The sequence below is a fragment of the Marivita lacus genome (assembly GCF_014637725.1).
Classification (GTDB): Bacteria; Pseudomonadota; Alphaproteobacteria; order Rhodobacterales; family Rhodobacteraceae; genus Marivita; species Marivita lacus.
Window position 1 is genome coordinate 441,339 of record NZ_BMFC01000001.1, and the last position, 18,324, is coordinate 459,662.

Annotated in this window: 16 protein-coding genes; 10 read left to right on the forward strand and 6 right to left on the reverse strand. The window is 61.4% G+C overall.

Translation table 11 applies throughout. The features are described 5' to 3' along the window. The first annotated feature begins 2 nt into the window (after nucleotides 1-2). From rlmN to cueR, 4 genes are all read left to right on the forward strand, one after another. Entirely contained in the window at nucleotides 3-1,190 is a 1,188-nt protein-coding gene (rlmN, locus tag IEV82_RS02215) for a dual-specificity RNA methyltransferase RlmN (RefSeq protein ID WP_188480311.1), read from the forward strand. 185 nt (nucleotides 1,191-1,375) lie between these two features. Continuing rightward, the gene (locus IEV82_RS02220) at nucleotides 1,376-1,828 is read left to right on the forward strand and encodes a hypothetical protein (protein WP_188480312.1); all 453 of its coding nucleotides are present in this window, start codon (nucleotides 1,376-1,378) and stop codon (nucleotides 1,826-1,828) included. 98 nt (nucleotides 1,829-1,926) lie between these two features. Further along, nucleotides 1,927-4,386 (forward strand): heavy metal translocating P-type ATPase, encoded by a 2,460-nt coding sequence (locus IEV82_RS02225; protein ID WP_188480313.1) that lies wholly within the window; start codon nucleotides 1,927-1,929, stop codon nucleotides 4,384-4,386. Then, nucleotides 4,383-4,775 (forward strand): Cu(I)-responsive transcriptional regulator, encoded by a 393-nt coding sequence (gene cueR / locus IEV82_RS02230; protein ID WP_188480314.1) that lies wholly within the window; start codon nucleotides 4,383-4,385, stop codon nucleotides 4,773-4,775. Before IEV82_RS02225 ends, cueR begins: the two co-directional genes overlap by 4 nt. A 78-nt stretch (nucleotides 4,776-4,853) precedes the next feature. On the opposite strand, the gene IEV82_RS02235 is transcribed toward cueR, so the two are convergent. The 3 genes from IEV82_RS02235 to IEV82_RS02245 form a co-directional block, all read right to left on the reverse strand. After that, nucleotides 4,854-5,786, reverse strand: a complete 933-nt coding sequence (locus IEV82_RS02235; RefSeq protein WP_188480315.1) for an aldose epimerase family protein — start codon at nucleotides 5,784-5,786, stop codon at nucleotides 4,854-4,856. Nucleotides 5,787-5,849: 63 nt separating this feature from the next. Next, nucleotides 5,850-6,455 (reverse strand): ferric reductase-like transmembrane domain-containing protein, encoded by a 606-nt coding sequence (locus IEV82_RS02240; protein ID WP_188480316.1) that lies wholly within the window; start codon nucleotides 6,453-6,455, stop codon nucleotides 5,850-5,852. 17 nt (nucleotides 6,456-6,472) lie between these two features. Further along, entirely contained in the window at nucleotides 6,473-6,961 is a 489-nt protein-coding gene (locus IEV82_RS02245; RefSeq protein WP_188480317.1) for a peptidase associated/transthyretin-like domain-containing protein, read from the reverse strand. A gap of 306 nt (nucleotides 6,962-7,267) precedes the next feature. Here IEV82_RS02245 and IEV82_RS02250 point away from each other — a divergent pair, with 306 nt between their 5' ends. After that, on the forward strand, nucleotides 7,268-7,987 hold the full coding sequence (locus tag IEV82_RS02250) for a hypothetical protein (protein ID WP_188480318.1): 720 nt from the start codon (nucleotides 7,268-7,270) through the stop codon (nucleotides 7,985-7,987). On the opposite strand, the gene IEV82_RS02255 is transcribed toward IEV82_RS02250, so the two are convergent. Together IEV82_RS02255 and IEV82_RS02260 are read right to left on the reverse strand one after the other, a co-directional pair. Continuing rightward, the gene (locus tag IEV82_RS02255) at nucleotides 7,939-8,670 is read right to left on the reverse strand and encodes a helix-turn-helix domain-containing protein (RefSeq protein ID WP_188480319.1); all 732 of its coding nucleotides are present in this window, start codon (nucleotides 8,668-8,670) and stop codon (nucleotides 7,939-7,941) included. The genes IEV82_RS02250 and IEV82_RS02255 overlap by 49 nt on opposite strands. Nucleotides 8,671-8,901: 231 nt before the next feature. After that, nucleotides 8,902-10,323 (reverse strand): homospermidine synthase, encoded by a 1,422-nt coding sequence (locus tag IEV82_RS02260; RefSeq protein ID WP_188480320.1) that lies wholly within the window; start codon nucleotides 10,321-10,323, stop codon nucleotides 8,902-8,904. Between the two features lie 398 nt (nucleotides 10,324-10,721). Here IEV82_RS02260 and IEV82_RS02265 point away from each other — a divergent pair, with 398 nt between their 5' ends. Beyond that, entirely contained in the window at nucleotides 10,722-12,266 is a 1,545-nt protein-coding gene (locus IEV82_RS02265; protein ID WP_188480321.1) for a DUF4214 domain-containing protein, read from the forward strand. 113 nt (nucleotides 12,267-12,379) lie between these two features. On the opposite strand, the gene IEV82_RS02270 is transcribed toward IEV82_RS02265, so the two are convergent. After that, entirely contained in the window at nucleotides 12,380-13,576 is a 1,197-nt protein-coding gene (locus tag IEV82_RS02270; protein WP_188480322.1) for an OmpA family protein, read from the reverse strand. Between the two features lie 250 nt (nucleotides 13,577-13,826). On the opposite strand from IEV82_RS02270, the gene pheS reads away from it, so the two are divergent. From pheS to IEV82_RS02290, 4 genes are read left to right on the forward strand one after another with little or no spacing between them, the layout of a single operon-like run. After that, nucleotides 13,827-14,900, forward strand: a complete 1,074-nt coding sequence (pheS, locus tag IEV82_RS02275) for a phenylalanine--tRNA ligase subunit alpha (RefSeq protein WP_188480323.1) — start codon at nucleotides 13,827-13,829, stop codon at nucleotides 14,898-14,900. Continuing rightward, complete coding sequence (locus tag IEV82_RS02280; RefSeq protein ID WP_188480324.1) at nucleotides 14,897-15,247, forward strand: DUF2513 domain-containing protein; 351 nt, start codon at nucleotides 14,897-14,899, stop codon at nucleotides 15,245-15,247. The genes pheS and IEV82_RS02280 overlap by 4 nt, the downstream gene beginning before the upstream one ends. Beyond that, nucleotides 15,244-17,640: a phenylalanine--tRNA ligase subunit beta gene (gene pheT / locus IEV82_RS02285; RefSeq protein WP_188480325.1), complete on the forward strand. Its 2,397-nt coding sequence runs from the start codon at nucleotides 15,244-15,246 to the stop codon at nucleotides 17,638-17,640. Before IEV82_RS02280 ends, pheT begins: the two co-directional genes overlap by 4 nt. 23 nt (nucleotides 17,641-17,663) lie before the next feature. Further along, nucleotides 17,664-18,296, forward strand: a complete 633-nt coding sequence (locus tag IEV82_RS02290; RefSeq protein ID WP_188480326.1) for a class I SAM-dependent methyltransferase — start codon at nucleotides 17,664-17,666, stop codon at nucleotides 18,294-18,296. Nucleotides 18,297-18,324: the final 28 nt, after the last annotated feature.

The following is an 18,324-nucleotide window of genomic DNA, read 5'->3' on the forward strand; positions in this document are numbered from 1 at the left end:
CCATGACCGGCGTTGCACCGATCACGCAAGACGTTCTGACAATCCCCCGCAAGCTGCCGGAGGGAGGCAAGACGAATATCGTCGGGCTGACCCGCGTCAAACTGCGCGACGCGCTGATCGCGATGGGAACGCCGGAAAAACAGGCCAAGATGCGGGTCAACCAGATCTGGCAATGGGTCTACCAGTGGGGTGTCCGCGATTTCCACGCCATGACCAACCTTGCCAAAGGGTACCGCGCCCTGCTTGACGATCATTTCGAGATTGCCCTGCCCGAGATCGTGTCCAAGCAGGTCTCGGCGGATGGCACGCGCAAGTATCTTGTCCGCATCGCGGGCGGGCACGAGGTCGAGGTGGTCTACATCCCCGAAACCGACCGCGGCACGCTGTGCATCTCGTCTCAGGTCGGCTGCACGCTCACCTGTTCCTTCTGTCACACCGGCACGCAAAAACTCGTGCGCAACCTGACTGCCGGAGAGATCATCGGGCAAGTCATGCTGGCGCGCGACGATCTGGGCGAATGGCCCGAGCCGGGCATCGGCACTGGCGAAAATGGCCCGCGCCTGCTGTCGAATATCGTGCTGATGGGCATGGGTGAGCCGCTTTACAATTTCGACAACGTGCGTGACGCGATGAAGATCGCGATGGATGGCGAGGGCATCGCCCTGTCGCGCCGCCGCATCACGCTGTCCACCTCCGGTGTCGTGCCAGAGATCGCAAAGACTGCCGAGGAAATCGGCTGTCTTCTGGCCGTCAGCTTTCACGCCACCACCGACGAGGTGCGTGACACGCTGGTGCCGATCAACAAGCGCTGGAACATCGAAACGCTGCTGAATGCCCTGCGCGAATATCCGAAGAACTCGAACTCCGAGCGCATCACCTTTGAATACGTTATGCTCAAGGACGTGAACGACAGCGACGCGGACGCCCGGCGCCTGGTCAAGCTGATCGCGGGCATCCCGGCCAAGATCAACCTGATCCCCTTCAACGAATGGCCCGGCGCGCCGTACGAGCGGTCCGACTGGAGCCGCATCGAATCCTTTGCCGACATCCTCTACAAGGCGGGCTATGCCAGCCCGATCCGCACCCCGCGTGGCGAAGACATCATGGCAGCCTGCGGTCAGTTGAAATCAGCGACGGAACGCGAACGCAAGAGCCGCGCGCAGATCGCGGCAGAGAGCGGAACGGCCTGACCCGATTTCGCTTTTTTTTCGATCAGCCCCCAGAAAATTCAGCAAGTAAACGCGCTTTTGCGCGCAGGGTCGTATTCTGAGGGTTGAACAGCGGCGGAAATCATCGATATCTGTGAATACCTGATTCTTTTTATCGGGCTTAAGGATTCATTCGCACAGGCTCGTCCGCTTTCAAAGGCCCGCAGATGCAACACACGCCGATTCTATTGCCCGACGATGACCAGCGATCCGCTGAAAAACGTGTGATCTCGCTGTTGCGCGCATGGAACACCGGTGCCGAAGCGCAACAGGACATGTGGGAGGATCTGGCCACTTCCATGGGTGATCTGCGGGCCAAATCCTGTCTGCAGGCGTTCGAACAGATGCTCGGCTTGTTGAACCTGCATGGCTGGCAATCGCTGGCAATCATGCCCATCGGCACAAAGGGCGTATCGCCGGACGAAGCAGCTTTGGCACGGTTCGTGATGGCATCGACAGAACAACGCAGGGACGCCGCATTGGCCGAGGCGGGCTTCTTCGTGTCGCCGGCAGGGCTTTTGCCCCTGCTCTGCGCTGCCTCCAAGTTCGGGCTTCCGCTCTTGTGCGAAGAATGTCGGTCGCGAATCCTGCCGCCATCGGTCAGGACGCCGACCCACTGATTTCGTGTCCAAAGCGTCGCAGCCATTCTTTGGCCTAGCCTCTTGACCTTCCAGTGACTGGAAGCCCTATGTGATCCTTACGCAACAAGGATCTCCCCATGACCACGCTTCGCTTTTCCGTCGACAACATGAGCTGTGCAGGATGCGCGGGACGCGCCGAACGTGCGCTTGCCGCGGCGCCCGGAGTGACTGAGGCGTCGGTCAACATCGCCAATCATGTCGCACAGGTCACAGGCAAGGCGTCATCCGAAACGCTGCGCGACGCGCTCAAGACCGCAGGCTACCCGGCCAGGGAAGCCACGCATCGCCTGTCGATTTCGGGCATGACCTGCGCGTCCTGCACCGGACGCGTCGAGCGGGCACTTGCGGCCCTGCCCGGTGTGCTGTCGTCACAGGTGAACCTTGCCACTCAAACCGCTACGGTGCGCAGCCTTGACGGTGCCGTGTCGGTCGAAACACTGGCACAGACCGTGACCGATGCAGGCTACCCGGCCAAGCCGGTCGATACGGATGGCCAGACCGAGCCACCCTCAGAGATCGAACCGCTGCGCCGGGATACGCTGATCGCGGCAGCGCTGACGCTGCCGGTGTTCCTGACGGAAATGGGGGGCCACCTCTACCCGCCGATCCATCACGCGATCATGGGCAGCCTCGGGATGCAAAGCTTCTGGGTGATGCAATTCGTGTTCATCACGCTGGTTCTGGTATGGCCCGGCCTGCGTTTTTTCCGCATCGGTCTGCCCCTGCTGGCCAAGGGCAGCCCCGACATGAACAGCCTTGTTGCGCTAGGAACGCTGGCGGCCTGGAGCTATTCCACCATCGCCACCTTTACGCCTGCCCTGCTGCCCGAAGGCACCCGCGCGGTCTACTTCGAAGCAGCGGGTGTGATCGTCACCCTGATCCTCGCCGGTCGCTGGATGGAGGCGCGCGCCAAAGGGCGTACCGGCGCTGCCATTCGTCACCTGATCGGGCTGCGCCCGGACACGGTTCTGCTGGCGCGGGACGGCACGTTCACCGAAGTCCCGTTGGCCGAGATTGCCGTCGGTGACGTCATCAAGGTGCTGCCCGGTGGCCGCATCGCGGTGGATGGCGTCGTGATCGAAGGCGACGCCTTTGTCGACGAATCCATGATCAGCGGTGAACCGATCCCCGTTGCAAAAACCGTCGACGACCCGGTCACCGGCGGCACGATCAACGGGCGCAAGGCGCTGATCTACCGGGCGACGGCGGTCGGGTCCGACACGGTGCTGGCGCGGATCATCGACATGGTGCAGACCGCGCAAGGCGCGAAGCTGCCGATCCAGGCCTTGGCCGACAAGGTTGTGCGCATCTTCGTGCCCGTGGTTTTGGGGATCGCCGCGCTGACGGTCGCGGTCTGGCTGGTCTTCGGACCACAGCCATCGCTTGGATACGCGCTTGTCGCCGGGGTGGCTGTGCTGATTATCGCCTGTCCCTGTGCCATGGGTCTGGCCACGCCCACCTCGATCATGGTCGGCACGGGACGTGCTGCCGAACTGGGTGTGCTGTTCCGCAAGGGCGACGCGCTGCAACGGCTCGACAATGCCAAGGTGGTGGCCTTCGACAAGACCGGCACCCTGACCGAAGGGCGGCCAACGCTGGTCGATCAATACGTGGTGCCGGGTGCCGATCCGACCGAGATGCTGCGCCTGACCGCTGCGGTGGAACAGGGATCCGATCACCCGATTGCGCGGGCCATTCTGGTGGCGGCCCCGTCCGATCTGCTGCCCAAGGTGACAGGCAGTGAAACGGTTCCCGGCTATGGCCTGATCGCTGCAGTGAACGGACAGACAGCGCTGGTGGGCTCGGAGTCGCACCTTTCGGAACAGGGTGTGAACACCGCGCCGCTCAAGGAGGCCATCGGGCAATATGCCGAAAAGGGTCACACGCTGGTGTGCCTTGCCCTTGACGGTCAAGCGGTCGCGGTTTTTGCCGTGGCCGACCGGATCAAGCCAAGCGCGAAACCCGCCATCGAAGCACTGCATGCCGCGGGCCTCAAGGTCGCGATGATCTCCGGCGACAACGCTGCCGCTGCAGAGGCCATCGCGCGTCAACTGGGCATCGACCATGTCACCGCAGGTGTGCGTCCTGATGGCAAGGTCGACGCGATCAAGGCGCTGCGCCACCAGTTTGGCGCGGTGGCCTTTGTCGGCGACGGGATCAACGATGCGCCCGCGCTGGCAGAGGCCGATATCGGGCTGGCCATCGGCACCGGCACGGATGTCGCCATCGAAGCGGCGGATATCGTGCTGTCCTCGGGCCGGGTGTCCGGCGTGGTCAACGCGGTGGACGTGTCGAAACACACCATGCGCAACATTCGTCAGAACCTGTTCTGGGCCTTCGCCTATAACACGGCGCTCATTCCGGTGGCGGCCGGTGTCCTTTACCCCGCCTTCGGCATCCTGCTGTCCCCGATGCTGGGCGCGGGGGCGATGGCCTTCAGTTCGGTTTTCGTGCTGACCAACGCGCTGCGCTTGCGCAGGATTGCACCGGTGCAACAGGACGCACCTGCATCCCGCTACACGGAGGCCACGGCATGAACATCGGAGACGTGGCCCAGCGCGCCGGCCTGCCGCCGAAGACAATCCGGTATTACGAGGATATCGGGCTGATCACGCCGCTGCGTGACACCAACGGCTACCGGCTTTTCCGCGAAAGCGATTTGCACAAGCTGGCCTTTCTGGGCCGGGCGCGCGCGCTTGGCTTCACCATCGAGGATTGCCGCACGCTTCTGGCGCTGTACGAGGACAACACCCGCGCCAGTGCCGATGTGAAAGACCTGGCGCAGGCGCATCTGACCAAGATCGAAGACAAGATCGCACAGCTCCAGTCCATGCGCGATACGCTGTCGGAGCTGGTGCACAGCTGCGCGGGGGACAACCGCCCGAACTGTCCGATCCTGAGCGATCTTGCGACCGGGCAGCATTGATCGCGACCGGGCTTCTCTTGGCGCGTGGCTTTCCGTCGACGGAAAGCTGCGATGCGTCGACGCATCGTGCGCCCAAGACTAACCGATCTCGATGGATGTGACCTGTCGATACGGCGCATCTGGCGAACACAGGATCGAGCCGAATGCAGGCACGTTCACCGCGTTCGGCATATCCTGCGCTTCGAGGCAAAGACCGGCAAACCTCCCATGGGCCGCGCCTGGTCCTTCGGGCAACACGTGCTTCAACGTGTTGGCTGTATAGACCTGCATCCCCGGCCTGTCGGTCCAGAGCCGCAATGTCATGCCATCCGGCACGGCCACTTCGGCAGCAGGATCGGCCCCCTTGGTCAGGATCAGATTCCCGTCCCAGCCCTCCCCGTCACCGAGCCGCACAGGGGTTCTGAAGTCGTATGCCGTGCCCGCCACCGGGTCGATCCGACCTAGGGGAACAAGGTCCGGACCATTGGGCGTATAGCGATCTGCCACAATCCGCAGGTTGTGATCCGCAACGGTCCCCTGCCCCGTCAGGTTGAAATAGAGATGTTGCGTCAAATTGATCGGTGTCACACGGTCGGGCACACCCTCCATCTTCCACGTAAGGCGACCGCCCTTTAGCCGCATGACCACACGAAACGCCACGCGACCAGGGTAGCCCTGATCACCGTCTTCGGACAGCAGCCGGAATTCCACGGCACGCTCACCATCACGCGACATCTGCCAATTGCGGCGACCGATTCCGCCCGGACCGCCATGCAGATGATGCGGCGACGCGTTGGCGGGCAAACTGTAGGTCACACCGTCCAGGTCGAACTGCGCCCCGGCGATGCGGTTCGCCACACGCCCGCAGATGACCCCCATCGAGGCCGGGTTCTGTCGGTAATGCTCGGGCGTCCTGTAGCCCAACACGACATGCCGGTCGCGCACGCGCCAGTCCATCACGGCACAGCCCAGTGACAACACCGTCACCTTAGTGTCACCGTCGCGCAGCACATGCGATGTGATCTGGTCCATTCGGCTCCCCCGATACCACCTGACCGAAGCGGCGGAGCACCGTCAAGCCATGCGCGCTGTGCGTCAGCGTTGGCGCAAAACGGGCAGCAAGGCCCAGACGCGACGGTCTAGAAGAACGCGACCGAGGGCGAGGAGGATTGCAGCGGCCAGAATGCCTTTTGACACGGGCTCCATCGTACCTTGGATCTGCACCGCATGAACCACCGTTCCCAGCACGATCACCACCGCCAAAGCACTGTGGAGCATGCGCCAAAGGCGCAGCCTTGATCCCATCCTGCGGCGCAGAACTCCAAGCATTGCTGCGGCAAAGACCGCCCACATGGCGATCACGCCCCATGCCGAAAATGGTGTCGGAGAAAGGAACAGCAGCGCATCCACAACATCCGGCGGGCTGGTGATCCAGAGCCCGACCACATGCACCACAACGGCCAGGACAAGCGCAGCACCGACAACGCGGTGCGCCAGTCGTCCGCGTTTTCCAGCCAACCCCGGCATGTGATCGCCGACCAGCAAGGGCTGAAACAACAGGAGCGCCATGCCGACAACCCCCGCAAATCCGGCCAGGATATAGACCGGATCGCGCCATTGCAGCAGCGGGCTGGTCAGGGCAAAGGCGGCAGGCACGGCAATCGCGACCAAACTTGCGGCCCAGAGCATGACCCCCTGCATGATGCCTCGCCCGAAGATCAGGCCGGCTGCAACACGAAATGCGCGCTCAGGCTGGTGTCGTTTGCACTTGCCATGAGCGGACGCAGGAACACGGTGTCGAACGCATCGCCATCATAGGCCAAATGGCCGTGCGCCTGTCCAAACGCGGGCACGATCTGCGGCATCTCAAGCCTGAATTCGCCGTTGGCATCGGTCAGGGTCGCGCCGTGGCTGTCCCAGTCGCGTTCATGGCCTTCGGTCGTGTGGGCCCAGATCTGGATGCGCTGTCCGGGCAGCGGTGCGCCATCCCCGGCGCGGCGGACGGTTCCGGTCATCCAGAACCCGCCGCCCCCGATACGGTCCACGATGGACGCTCCGGGTCGGTAATTGTTCGATCCGCCACGCATGGACGGAGTGGGGGCCACACCAGCAGCGCGAGCCGGAACAATCAGACCCGACGCTGCCGTCAAAAGCGCGGCGCTGCCTGTGGTCATGACCTTCCGACGGGTTATTCCAGAGATCGTCATGTCAAACCTCCTTTGCGAAACGGAAGGGCACCGCCAACAACCGATGTTCGCAGCGCCCTGTGATGCGTCCTTACGGTGTAGCAGAATTTGCAGCGGAGGGTTGGCCCGAACAGGTCAACCCACAGCATCGTGATGGCATTCTGCGCGGTCAACCGAGGTCTGGTCGCCCCGCAAATCCGCCGAACGCCTGAAATTGCGCCAGTCTAAATTGTTCTCCACTCAGAAAAACAACCTTAAGGCTTGGCGCAGGACCAAGAATGCGATGGTCTGGAAATATTGTTCAAACCCCCATTATGGAGATAGCACGTGGCCAAATCTGCAATTCTAGACGTGATGAAGTTCTTCAGCACCTGCCTGCAGACACTCGAGGAAAAAGGAATCACCGTCGAGGATTCCTCGGAATTCGAGGAATGCGAAGACAGGATGCGGGCCATCGGGAAGAATTCGATCACCCCGATGATCTCTTCCGAACACAACGACCTGTCAAAGGACCATGCCGGATGGCTGATCTTGCGCAAGGACGGGCAGGATATCGGCGGGGTCGCCGCGCGGCATGACATGCTGGTGTCGGAAACCCTGTCGAGCTTCTGGGCGCGCAGCTATGGCAGGCTGTACAAGGGACAGGGGCACCTCCGCCTTGTCACCGATGCGCCGCGGCCCTGTGACGAGATCGCCGGGAGCGTGATCTACATGGGCGAATTCTTCATCGCCGAAAAGATGCGCGGATCGCGGCACCTGCTGTCGCTCTATACGCATCTGCTGTTCGCCTATTGCCACATCCGATGGCAGCCCGATTGGCTCTATGCCTTTGTCCGGGCGGATGATGCGCGGTTGGGCTATGCGACCGAATACGGGTTCACCCGTCAATATCCCGGTGCGCATGTCTGGGGCGTCCTGCCCAAGGGACGGGCGACCGGCGAATACCTCGTGGCTCTCAAATCAGGCGAAATGGCCGACATGGCGCGGTATTTCAACCATCACCCGTCCTGCCTTCTGGGTGTCGATTCGCTCAAGAGAGTCGAATAATTCAACACGAAGAGGGTGCCCGAGGCATCCTTTACCGGGAGCATGAGGCGAACGAAGCTGACTTCGGCGGTTTCGTTCGTCTCGGGGAACGTCACGATCCTCTTGAGGGGCGTGATCATCCCGACGCCGGAATGCGCGACCGACCTGATCTGCCCGTTGAGTTCGGCCAGATCAGACGTGCTCAGCGTTTCGAGAAAGTTTTCCAGCCGGGAATGCTCGGCGGATCCAAGTGTGGTTGCGGACAGGCCAAGCGCCCCGACATGGTGAATGCGCGGAACCGAGGTCAGCGCCTCTGCCGCGCTCACAAGATCGAAATGCGGGGCGATCTGATCGCTTTGGGAGAGATCACCATCGGTTTCCTTCCACCAGGAAATGATCGAATCCAGCGTGGGCCGGTCTCCGATCCGGTCCAGCGACCGTTCGGTTGCCTTGAACACCGCCGACAACAGACGCGCGGCCTGCCTGTCGACCTCCTGCACCGGAAGCGCCTCGAAATCCTGCTGGAGATGGTCATTCCTGTCCCGCAACAGGACATCGACCGGAACACCCAACGCATCGGCCAGTCGCACGGGTGCCGCAATGTTGGGCAGTGCTGCACCGCGCAGAATATCCGCCAGAACATGGTCCTGATCGAACCCTGCGCGCACCGAAAGTTCGGACTCGCTGAGGTTTTGTGATTGCATGATGCTTTTCAGATTGAATCTGAAATTATCCAGAACTTCGCGCTCCGAGAAATGTGTCACCATGTTGCGATCCAATTGTTACAGCATTTACCGATACCCCCCCAAAAGGTAACGTCGCGGAAGTGGTGTGTATAGCAAAAATGCACCCTTAAGGTGATTTATGGCTTGTTCGGATCGCACGCTTGTTTCGTTGCAGGACAGCCAGTCAGAAACGCCGCCCAGCACTGGCCCTCAACTGGCCAGAACGTTCCGGAACAGCCAGGGATCGCTTTCGTCGATATCTTCGGGAAAATGCTCCCACCGGTCCTGAAGCGGGGTCCAGTCCGTGTAATGTGCTTCGACCGGGCCAAGATAAGGGCGCTGCACCTCGAGACACCGCGCATGATCCATCTCGTCGGTTTCGACGATCCCGGCCTCCGGGTTTTCCAGCGCCCAGACCATGCCCGCCAGAACAGCGCTCGTCACCTGCATCCCGGTGGCGTTCTGGAACGGGGCCAGATCGCGGGTTTCCGCGTTCGACAGCCGCGATCCGTACCAAAGCGCGTTCTTCTCGTGCCCGTAAAGCAGCACGCCCAGTTCATCGATTCCTTCGACAATCTCGTCCTCGGTCAGGATATGATGCACCTTCTGTTGCTTGCCCGATCCGAACATCTCGTGGAGCGACAGAACCGCATCGTCACAGGGGTGATAGGCGTAGTGGCAGGTCGGGCGATACTCGGGCGCATCGGCCGCACCGACGGTGTAGTAATCCGAGATCGAGATCGCCTCGTTATGGGTCACCAGAAACCCGAATTGCGGACCGGGTGTCGGGCACCATGTATGCACCCGCGTGATCGCTCCCGGACGCTCCAGCCAGATCGCCGATTGGCATCCGGTCTTGTACGAATGCCCATTTTCGGGAAACCATGTTTCATGCGTGCCCCAACCCAGTTCTGCGGGCTGGAATCCCTCGGCAATGAATCCTTCCACAGACCAGGTGTTCACGAACACGTCGCGCGGGCGCGGCTGACGGCGGGCCTGCGTGTCACGCTCGGCGATATGCACACCCTTGACGCCCAGCGATTGCATCAGCGCGGCCCACCCGCTCCGGTCCTGCAGCACCGCAACGGCGCGCCCGGTGTCCTTGGCCAGCGTCAGCAGCGCATCCTTGACGAACCAGGACACCATGCCGGGATTGGCCCCGCAGCAACTGACTGCGGTGGGTCCACCCGGATGGGCTGCCTTCTCGTTTCGCACCGCCTGACGCAGCGCGTAATTCGTCCGTGCAGCGTTGTCGGTCGTGTCGAAATAATAGCCGGCCCAGGGCTCGACCACCGTGTCGATATACAGAACCCCCAGTTCGCGGCACAGCTTCATGAGGTCGAGGGACGACGTGTCGACCGACAGGTTCACACAGAACCCTTTACCCCCGGCAAAGATCCCGCCAAGGATCTCACGGTAATTGTCCGGCGTCAGAGCGACTTGCAGGTGGTTGATCTTGTGCTGCCGCAGGAAATTCGCCTTGCCCGCGTCCGGTTCGATGACGGTAAACGCATCGGCATCATACTCGAAATGCCGCTCAATCAGGGGCCATGTGCCTTTGCCGATGGAACCAAAGCCGATCATCACGATCGGACCCTCGATACGCCCGTAGATTGGATGGTTCTGCGTCATGGTCTCTCCTTGTCGGTTCTTCATCAGGATCAGGCGCATTTGTTTGCGCTGACCGGCGGTGGCATGTCTTTGCGTGTTTATCCTGCAGCACCGCCAGAGTCCAAACCACCTCTTTGCCGCTGCGCAGAGAACCGTCGTCAGACGCATGAGATCAAGCTACCCGGATCGGCTGATTGCAACAGCGACACCATCGGCCAAATACCGCCGAATCCGGCCAGATGCGGGTTGCAGAGCAGGAATGACATGATACGCGGATGGCCAAAAAAGAACATTGGGCTCTGCAAGACAAACACTTGGCACTGAGCAGCCCTTCGAGAAACGAACCGCTTCGAGGCGGTTTCGCATGAACACCGGGGCCGAGAGGTCCCTGAATGAGACGGCAGGTTACTGAGAAGGTCATGTCGACAACCACAGGCACCAACCACACACCCAAAGGCCCCGTGACCATCCTTGGCGAGGCCTATGTCGGACAAACCCTGATTGCGCGCCCGAACGGCGTCAGCGACGCCGATGGCATCGACACGTCCACGATCAGCTTTCAATGGCTGAGGGACGGTCAGATCATTCAGGACGCAACCAACCGCACCTATGATGTGGCCATCGACGACGTCGATGCACGCCTGAGCGTCCGCTATACCTATGTCGATTTCGGCGGAACGCTGGAAATCCTCACCAGCGATCAAGAGCCGGTCGTTCCCCCGGCCGGCACTCCGATCCCGACCGACACCGGCCCGTATAATCCGTTGATGGTTTTGGGTAACGCGCTTGTCGGTGAAAATCTGATAGCCCGCCCCAATGCCGTTACCGACGCCAACGGGATCAACCCCAGCACGATCACCTATCAATGGCTTCGCGACGGCACACCAATCTCGGGAGCCACCGCACAGACCTACGCCGTGAGCGATGCTGACATCGACGCGCAACTGACAGTTCAGTTTTCCTATTCGGACCTGTTCGGCACTGCCAAGACACTCACCAGCAACCCAAGGCCTCCGGTTGCGGAACCCATCGTCGAAGTGCCTCCGCCCGCTCCACTGCCAAGGGAATCCGATGTCCGTAACCTCAACGGAACGATGGACGACGATATTCTTCAAGCCTCGTTCGGCCTGACGAACATATACGGGTTTGGTGGCTCGGATACGGTGGCGTTCAACGGAAAGCAGTCGGGCTACAAGGTGGTCATTGCCGAAGACAGTGTAACCGTATTCGATCATCGGGCTTTTGGTCTTGGGGCCATCACACTCGACAATGTCGAATTGATCCAATTCGCGACCACGGAACCGGTGTTTGACGGTCCGCTTGATCTGGACAGCGTCAGCGGCCTTGCAAAACTCGGCCAGCAGGATGCTGCATCCATCATCGAACTCTACATCGCCTATTTCAATCGCGCGCCGGATGCGATTGGCCTCAATTTCTGGGGCACCGCGTTCGCCAATGGCGTTTCCCTGAGCGAGATGGCCGTTCTCTTTGCGGATCAGAACGAAACCCGCGCCACCTATCCGGATGGCACGACGAATTCTGATTTCGCGACCAGCGTCTACACGAACATTCTTGGCAGAACACCGGACCAGACAGGGCTAACATTCTGGACCGATGCCTTGGACAAAGGTGCGGTCTCACGAGATGAGCTCATCCTCAGGGTACTCGAAGGTGCGCGGGCGTCATTGCAGATCGAACGCGGGCCGGATTTCGTGACGCAACAATTGGCGGACCGAACCTATCTTGAGAACAAGATCGACATCGGTGCGTTTTTCGCGGTTCACCGGGGGATGTCCGACGTCGCAAACGCCGAGTTCGTGATGGACCTCTATGACGGCACGTCTGGAAGCATCATCGCAGCTGTAGATAAAATCGACGCCTTCTACCGTGAGGCCCTCGATCCGAATGATGGCGAGTTTCTTTTACAGGTCGTCGGAGTGATGGACAGCCCCTTCCTCGCCTGATCGGGCATGCGGCATTTCCAATGCACCACGTCCTGCAGATCGACACCCGATGGCCAAACGCAACACGAGCGGCCCGTCGGACCGCCCGTTTGCTAACCAATTGATGGAACCGTCTAGTTTTCGAGGATCACGTCGAAATCCACGCGGCGTTCGCTCAGGCTTGGTTGACCAGCCAGAACCTGCGGCTTCGAATGCGCGGCGATGATGATCTGCTCGGGATCGAACCCGGCGGCGACCAGTGAACTCATCAGGGCCACAGCACGCAGCCGAGCGGTTGCCGGAGTTTCTCCAGACCCCATGTCATCCGAAAACTGACCGACGACTCGCAGCCGTGCCTCGGGGCAGGCACTGGCCTTGGCGGCAAGATCAACCACGGCAGGCATCCCGTCGGACGGTGCGGTGATCGACCGTGGCGAATAGAACAGCTTGATCTGCGCCACTTGCGCTTGAAGCTGCGCCGCACAGGCCGAAGTGGCCACAGGCACCGGACGGGTAACTTCGCTCAGCCCCGCGCGCTGTGTGATCTCACGAATTTCGAACTCGACACGTCGGTCGTAATAGGCCGCCGACTGGCTGCCCGTGATCCGTGACGGTTCCTGGCTGCCAAGCCCGACCGACCGAAACCGGGTCACGTCGATCCCCGACGCACCGATCCGCTTGAGCACCTCGTCGGCGCGTTGCTGGCTCAGACGCTGATTGACCGCCGGATCACCGGACGGGTCGGAATGACCCTCGACCACGATCTCGACATTTGGACAGTCCTGCGCAACCAGCCCGATGAGACGCGCCTGCGCCATCCCGGCCTCTTCTGCGGTCAGACCACCGCTTGGAAAGTAGATCCGCGCCTCGCTTGCCAGCACCCGCAGGTCCTCGATGCAGGACTGGCCCTGCGCCAGATTGGCCTGAGCGGCCGCGAAAAAGGCGCTTGGGTTGGCTGTTGGGCTGACCCTCGGCTCCGGCTCGATCGACACCGTCTGCGGCACGACAGGCGGCTGGGCCGGGGTCACCACGGCTGGCGCGACCGGGGCCGGGGCCAAACTGACCTCGGGCGGTTGCGGCGCTTGCAGAACTGCGGCCTGCACAGCATCGATGCTGCCCGATCCCTGCGGAACAAGGCCGATCCCCTGCTCACCCAGCGCGACCGGATTCTGCGTGATGTTGCGCGACACCTCGACCGTGTCGAAATCCGACATGACATCGACAGGTGCCGTGTCCCTTGGTCCGAAATTGATGACCCCCGTGGCAGCGAGGACGATCGCCGTGGTTGGTGCAATCCACGGCAAATGTTCTTTCAAAATTCTAAACGACATGCTCTTCCCCCAGTCTAAGCAGCATCGTGAGCGTTGTTCCGCCCAACATCTTGACAATGGTATCTAAAGATACTGCTCAATTTGGGGGATGGGTCAACATCTATGTAGCAACCGTGCGCTGAGACATAGAATTTCTTTTCGCCTGTCGCTTTCGCGCGCCAGACCGAAAGAATCCGGCTTGGCTTTTGGGCCGGCTTGCGTCCCTGTACCGTCACGGCTAGGGAAAGCACGACACGGGCCGGAGGGTGACATGGACGATCTGCGCGACAAGTATATTGGGCTGATTGCGGCGGCGGGCGACGAAGCAACGCTCGAAGACCTGCGCGTGCAGGCCGTCGGCAAGAAGGGCGAGATCAGCCTCATGATGCGCGAACTGGGCAAGATGAGCCCCGAAGAGCGTCAGACCGCAGGCCCAGCGCTGAACGCGCTCAAGGACGAGATTAATTCGGCTCTGTCGGCCAAGAAAGCGGCGCTTGAGGATACGGCGCTTGATGAGCGTCTGCGCGGCGAATGGCTGGACGTGACCCTGCCCGGACGCACCCGCCGCATGGGCACCATTCATCCGATCAGCCAGGTCACCGAAGAGGTCACCGCGATCTTTGCCGATATGGGCTTTGCCGTTGCCGAAGGGCCGCAGATCGACACCGACTGGTACAATTTCGACGCGCTGAACATCCCCGGCCACCACCCCGCGCGGGCGGAAATGGACACGTTCTACATGAACCGCGCGGAAGGCGACAATCGCCCGCCGCATGTGCTGCGCACCCACACCAGCCCGGTGCAGATCCGGTCGATGGAAAAGACCGGCGCGCCCATCCGCATCATTGCTCCGGGCCGCGTCTACCGTGCGGACTATGACCAGACCCACACGCCGATGTTCCACCAGGTCGAGGGCCTTGCCATCGACCGCGACATCTCCATGGCGAACCTGAAATGGGTGCTGGAGGAATTCGTAAAGGCCTATTTCGAAGTGGACGATGTCGAACTCCGCTTCCGCGCCTCGCACTTCCCGTTCACCGAACCATCGGCCGAGGTGGACATTCGCTGTTCGTGGGAAGGCGGCACGCTGAAAGTGGGCGAGGGCGATGACTGGCTCGAAATCCTCGGCTCCGGCATGGTGCATCCGAAGGTGCTCCAGAATGCAGGCGTGAACCCCGACGAATGGCAGGGCTTTGCCTTCGGCATGGGCATCGACCGCATCGCGATGCTGAAATACGGCATCCCCGACCTGCGCGCCTTTTTCGATTCCGACCTGCGCTGGCTGCGCCATTATGGGTTTACATCGCTCGACGTGCCAACGCTGCATGGGGGGCTGAGTGGGTGAAACGAGATGATGATTTAATCAGAAAATTACTGATTGAAACTGAAGCAGCAGAGGAATGGCGTGTTACGGTATTCGAAGGTCTAAACAACCCTCCCGAAGAGGAGCAGCGAAACTACCATATCAAGTTGCTTTGTGACGCCGGTCTGATGACTTGGGAAACGGGTATTATGTATCGGATGACCAATCAGGGTCATGATTATCTGGATGCTGTGAGATCCGACAATATCTGGCAAAAGACCAAAGATGGAGCAGCCCAAGTTGGTGGCATGACACTTGGAATGATGAAAGAACTTGCGATCGCCTATTTAAAGAAAGAGGCCAAGGATCGTCTAGGAGTTGATCTATGAAATTCACCCTCTCCTGGCTGAAAAAGCACCTCGACACCACGGCGACCGTGGACGAGATCACCTATGCCCTGACCGATCTCGGGCTTGAGGTCGAAGGCGTCGAGAATCCGGCGGACAAGCTCAAGACGTTCACGCTGGCCAAGGTCAAACACGCCGAACAGCACCCCGATGCCGACCGTCTGCGTGTCTGTACGGTCGAGACTGACGAGGGCGACAAGCAGATCGTCTGCGGCGCGCCGAACGCGCGCGCGGGCATCACCGTCGTTCTGGCGAAACCGGGCGACTACGTGCCGGGCATCGACGTGACGCTCAGCGTCGGCAACATCCGCGGTGTCGAAAGCCATGGCATGATGGCCTCGGAACGCGAGCTTGAGCTTAGCGACGAACATGACGGCATCATCGAACTGCCCTCGGGCGAGGTGGGTCAGAAATTCATCGACTGGCTGGCGGAAAACGATCCGTCCAAGGTGGACCCGGTGATCGAGATCGCGATCACCCCCAACCGCCCCGACGCGCTGGGTGTGCAGGGCATCGCCCGCGATCTGGCCGCGCGTGGTCTGGGCACGCTCAAGCCCCGCGATGTGGATCCGGTGCCCGCCAGCTTTGTCGCTGACACCAAAGTCATCATCGACGAAGACACGGCTGACGGCTGCCCGCTGTTCTGTGGCCGCATCATTCGCGGCGTCACCAACGGCCCCAGCCCGCAATGGCTGCAAGACGTGTTGCGGGCCATCGGCTTGCGGCCGATCAACTTCCTTGTCGATGTGACCAACTTCTTCACCTACGACCGCAACCGCCCCTTGCACGTCTTCGACATGGCCAAGGTGACGGGCGATCTGCGCATACACCGCGCGACGGGAGGCGAGACACTCTTGGCTCTGGACGGCAAGACCTACACGCTCCAGCCCGGCCAGATGGTGATCTCCGACGCCAAGGGTCCCGAAAGCATTGCTGGCATCATGGGCGGCGAGGAAACGGGCTGCACTGACGAGACCACCGATGTCTTTGTCGAAAGCGCCTATTGGGACCCGATCCAGATCGCCCACACGGGCCGTGCGCTCAAGATCAACTCCGACGCGCGCTACCGCTTTGAACGCGGGGTTGATCCGGCCTTCACGCCCGAAGGTCTGGAACACGCGGTGCGGATGATCGTCGATCACGCAGGCGGTGAGGCGTCCGAGGTCATCATGGCCGGTGCGGTGCCCGATACGTCCCGCGCCTACAAGCTTGAACCTGCACGGGTGATCTCGCTCGTTGGCATGGAGATCCCCGAGGCCGAACAGCGTCAGACACTCACAGCCCTTGGTTTCCGTCTCGAAGGCAACATGGCGCATGTGCCATCATGGCGCCCGGACGTGCTGGGTGAAGCCGATCTGGTGGAAGAGGTGGCGCGCATCGCCTCCCTGACCAAGCTGCAAGGCAAGCCGATGCGCCGCATGGACCCCGGTGTGCCCAAGCCGATCCTGTCCCCGATGCAGCGCCGCGAACGTGCCGCGCGGCGGACGGCGGCAGCCTTGGGGTACAACGAATGCGTGACCTACAGCTTCATCGACAAGGCCGCAGCCACGCTGTTCGGCGGCGGTGACGATGCCACGATGCTGGCCAATCCGATCAGCGCCGACATGAGCCACATGCGCCCCGCCCTGCTGCCCGGTCTGTTGCAGGCCGCTGCCCGCAATCAGGCGCGCGGGTTCATGGACCTTGCGCTGTTCGAGCTTGGCCACGCCTTCCACGGTGGCGAACCCGAGGAGCAGCATCTGCAACTGTCCGGTGTCCTCATCGGAAAGACCGGACCGAAGGACGTGCACGGCACCGCTCGCGCTGTCGATCTGTTCGACGCCAAGGCCGATGCCGAGGCGATCCTTGCCGCGATGGGTGCGCCCGCCAAGACGCAAATCCTGCGCGGCGCCAGCGAGTGGTGGCATCCGGGCCGTCACGGCATGATCTGCCTGGGCCCGAAAAAGGTGCTGGGCGTGTTCGGTGAGCTTCACCCCAGGGTGCTCAAGGCGATGGACGTCAAGGGACCGGCGGTCGCCTTCACCCTCTGGCCGCAGGAAATTCCCCTGCCGCGCAAGACAGGGGCCACGCGCCCCGCGCTGGTGCTCAACGACCTGCAAGCGGTCGAACGCGACTTTGCGTTTGTCGTGGATGCACAGGTTGCAGCGCTCGACCTGATGAACGCCGCAGCTGGCGCGGACAAGGTGCTGATTTCAGACGTGCGTCTGTTTGACGAATTCATCGGTGGGTCGCTCGGTGCGGGAAAGAAATCCCTCGCCATCACCGTCCGGCTTCAGCCGACGGATGCGACGCTCAAGGATACGGATATCGAGGCGGTCGGAAAGAAGATCATCGAGAAGGTCGAAAAAGCCACCGGCGGCGTTTTGCGCGGGTAGGACCATAGCGAAGGGGGCGGCATATGTATCAATCTGCAAAGTTTTGGGACAAGGTTGCAGACAAATACGCCGCCGCCCCGATTCGCAACGAAGCGGCGTATAACGCGACACTGGACCGGGTGCGCGCGGTTCTGAATGCGTCGGACACGGTGTTGGAGTTGGGTTGCGGCACCGGGACCACCGCCATCGCCCTTGCGCCCGATGTCAGCCACATCATCGCAACCGACGTGTCCGAGGCGATGCTGGCCAAGGGTCGGGACAAGGCGCGCGACCAGCACGTGGCCAATATCGACTTCGTTCAGGCGGACGCGAAAGATGCACCTGAAGGCCCGTTCGACGCGGTGCTGGCCTTCAACCTGCTTCACCTGATCGAGGATATGGACAGCGCATTGGCGGACATCGCCAAACGCACCAAACCGGGCGGTGTGTTCGTCTCCAAGACCTTTTGCATGCCGGAACGGCGCAATATGATCTGGTGGTTTATTCAACTTGGCCTGCCGGTCATGCAGGCCATCGGCAAGGCGCCCTATTTCGCCAGGTTGTCGATCACTGATCTTGATGCAGCGATCACTCGCGCTGGCTTCACAATTGTCGACACGCAGATGGCTCCGGGCAAGGATCCGCGGCGCACGGTGTTTGCCCGCCGGACCGAATGATTGGCCTTTGCGCCGATCTGGGCTACCC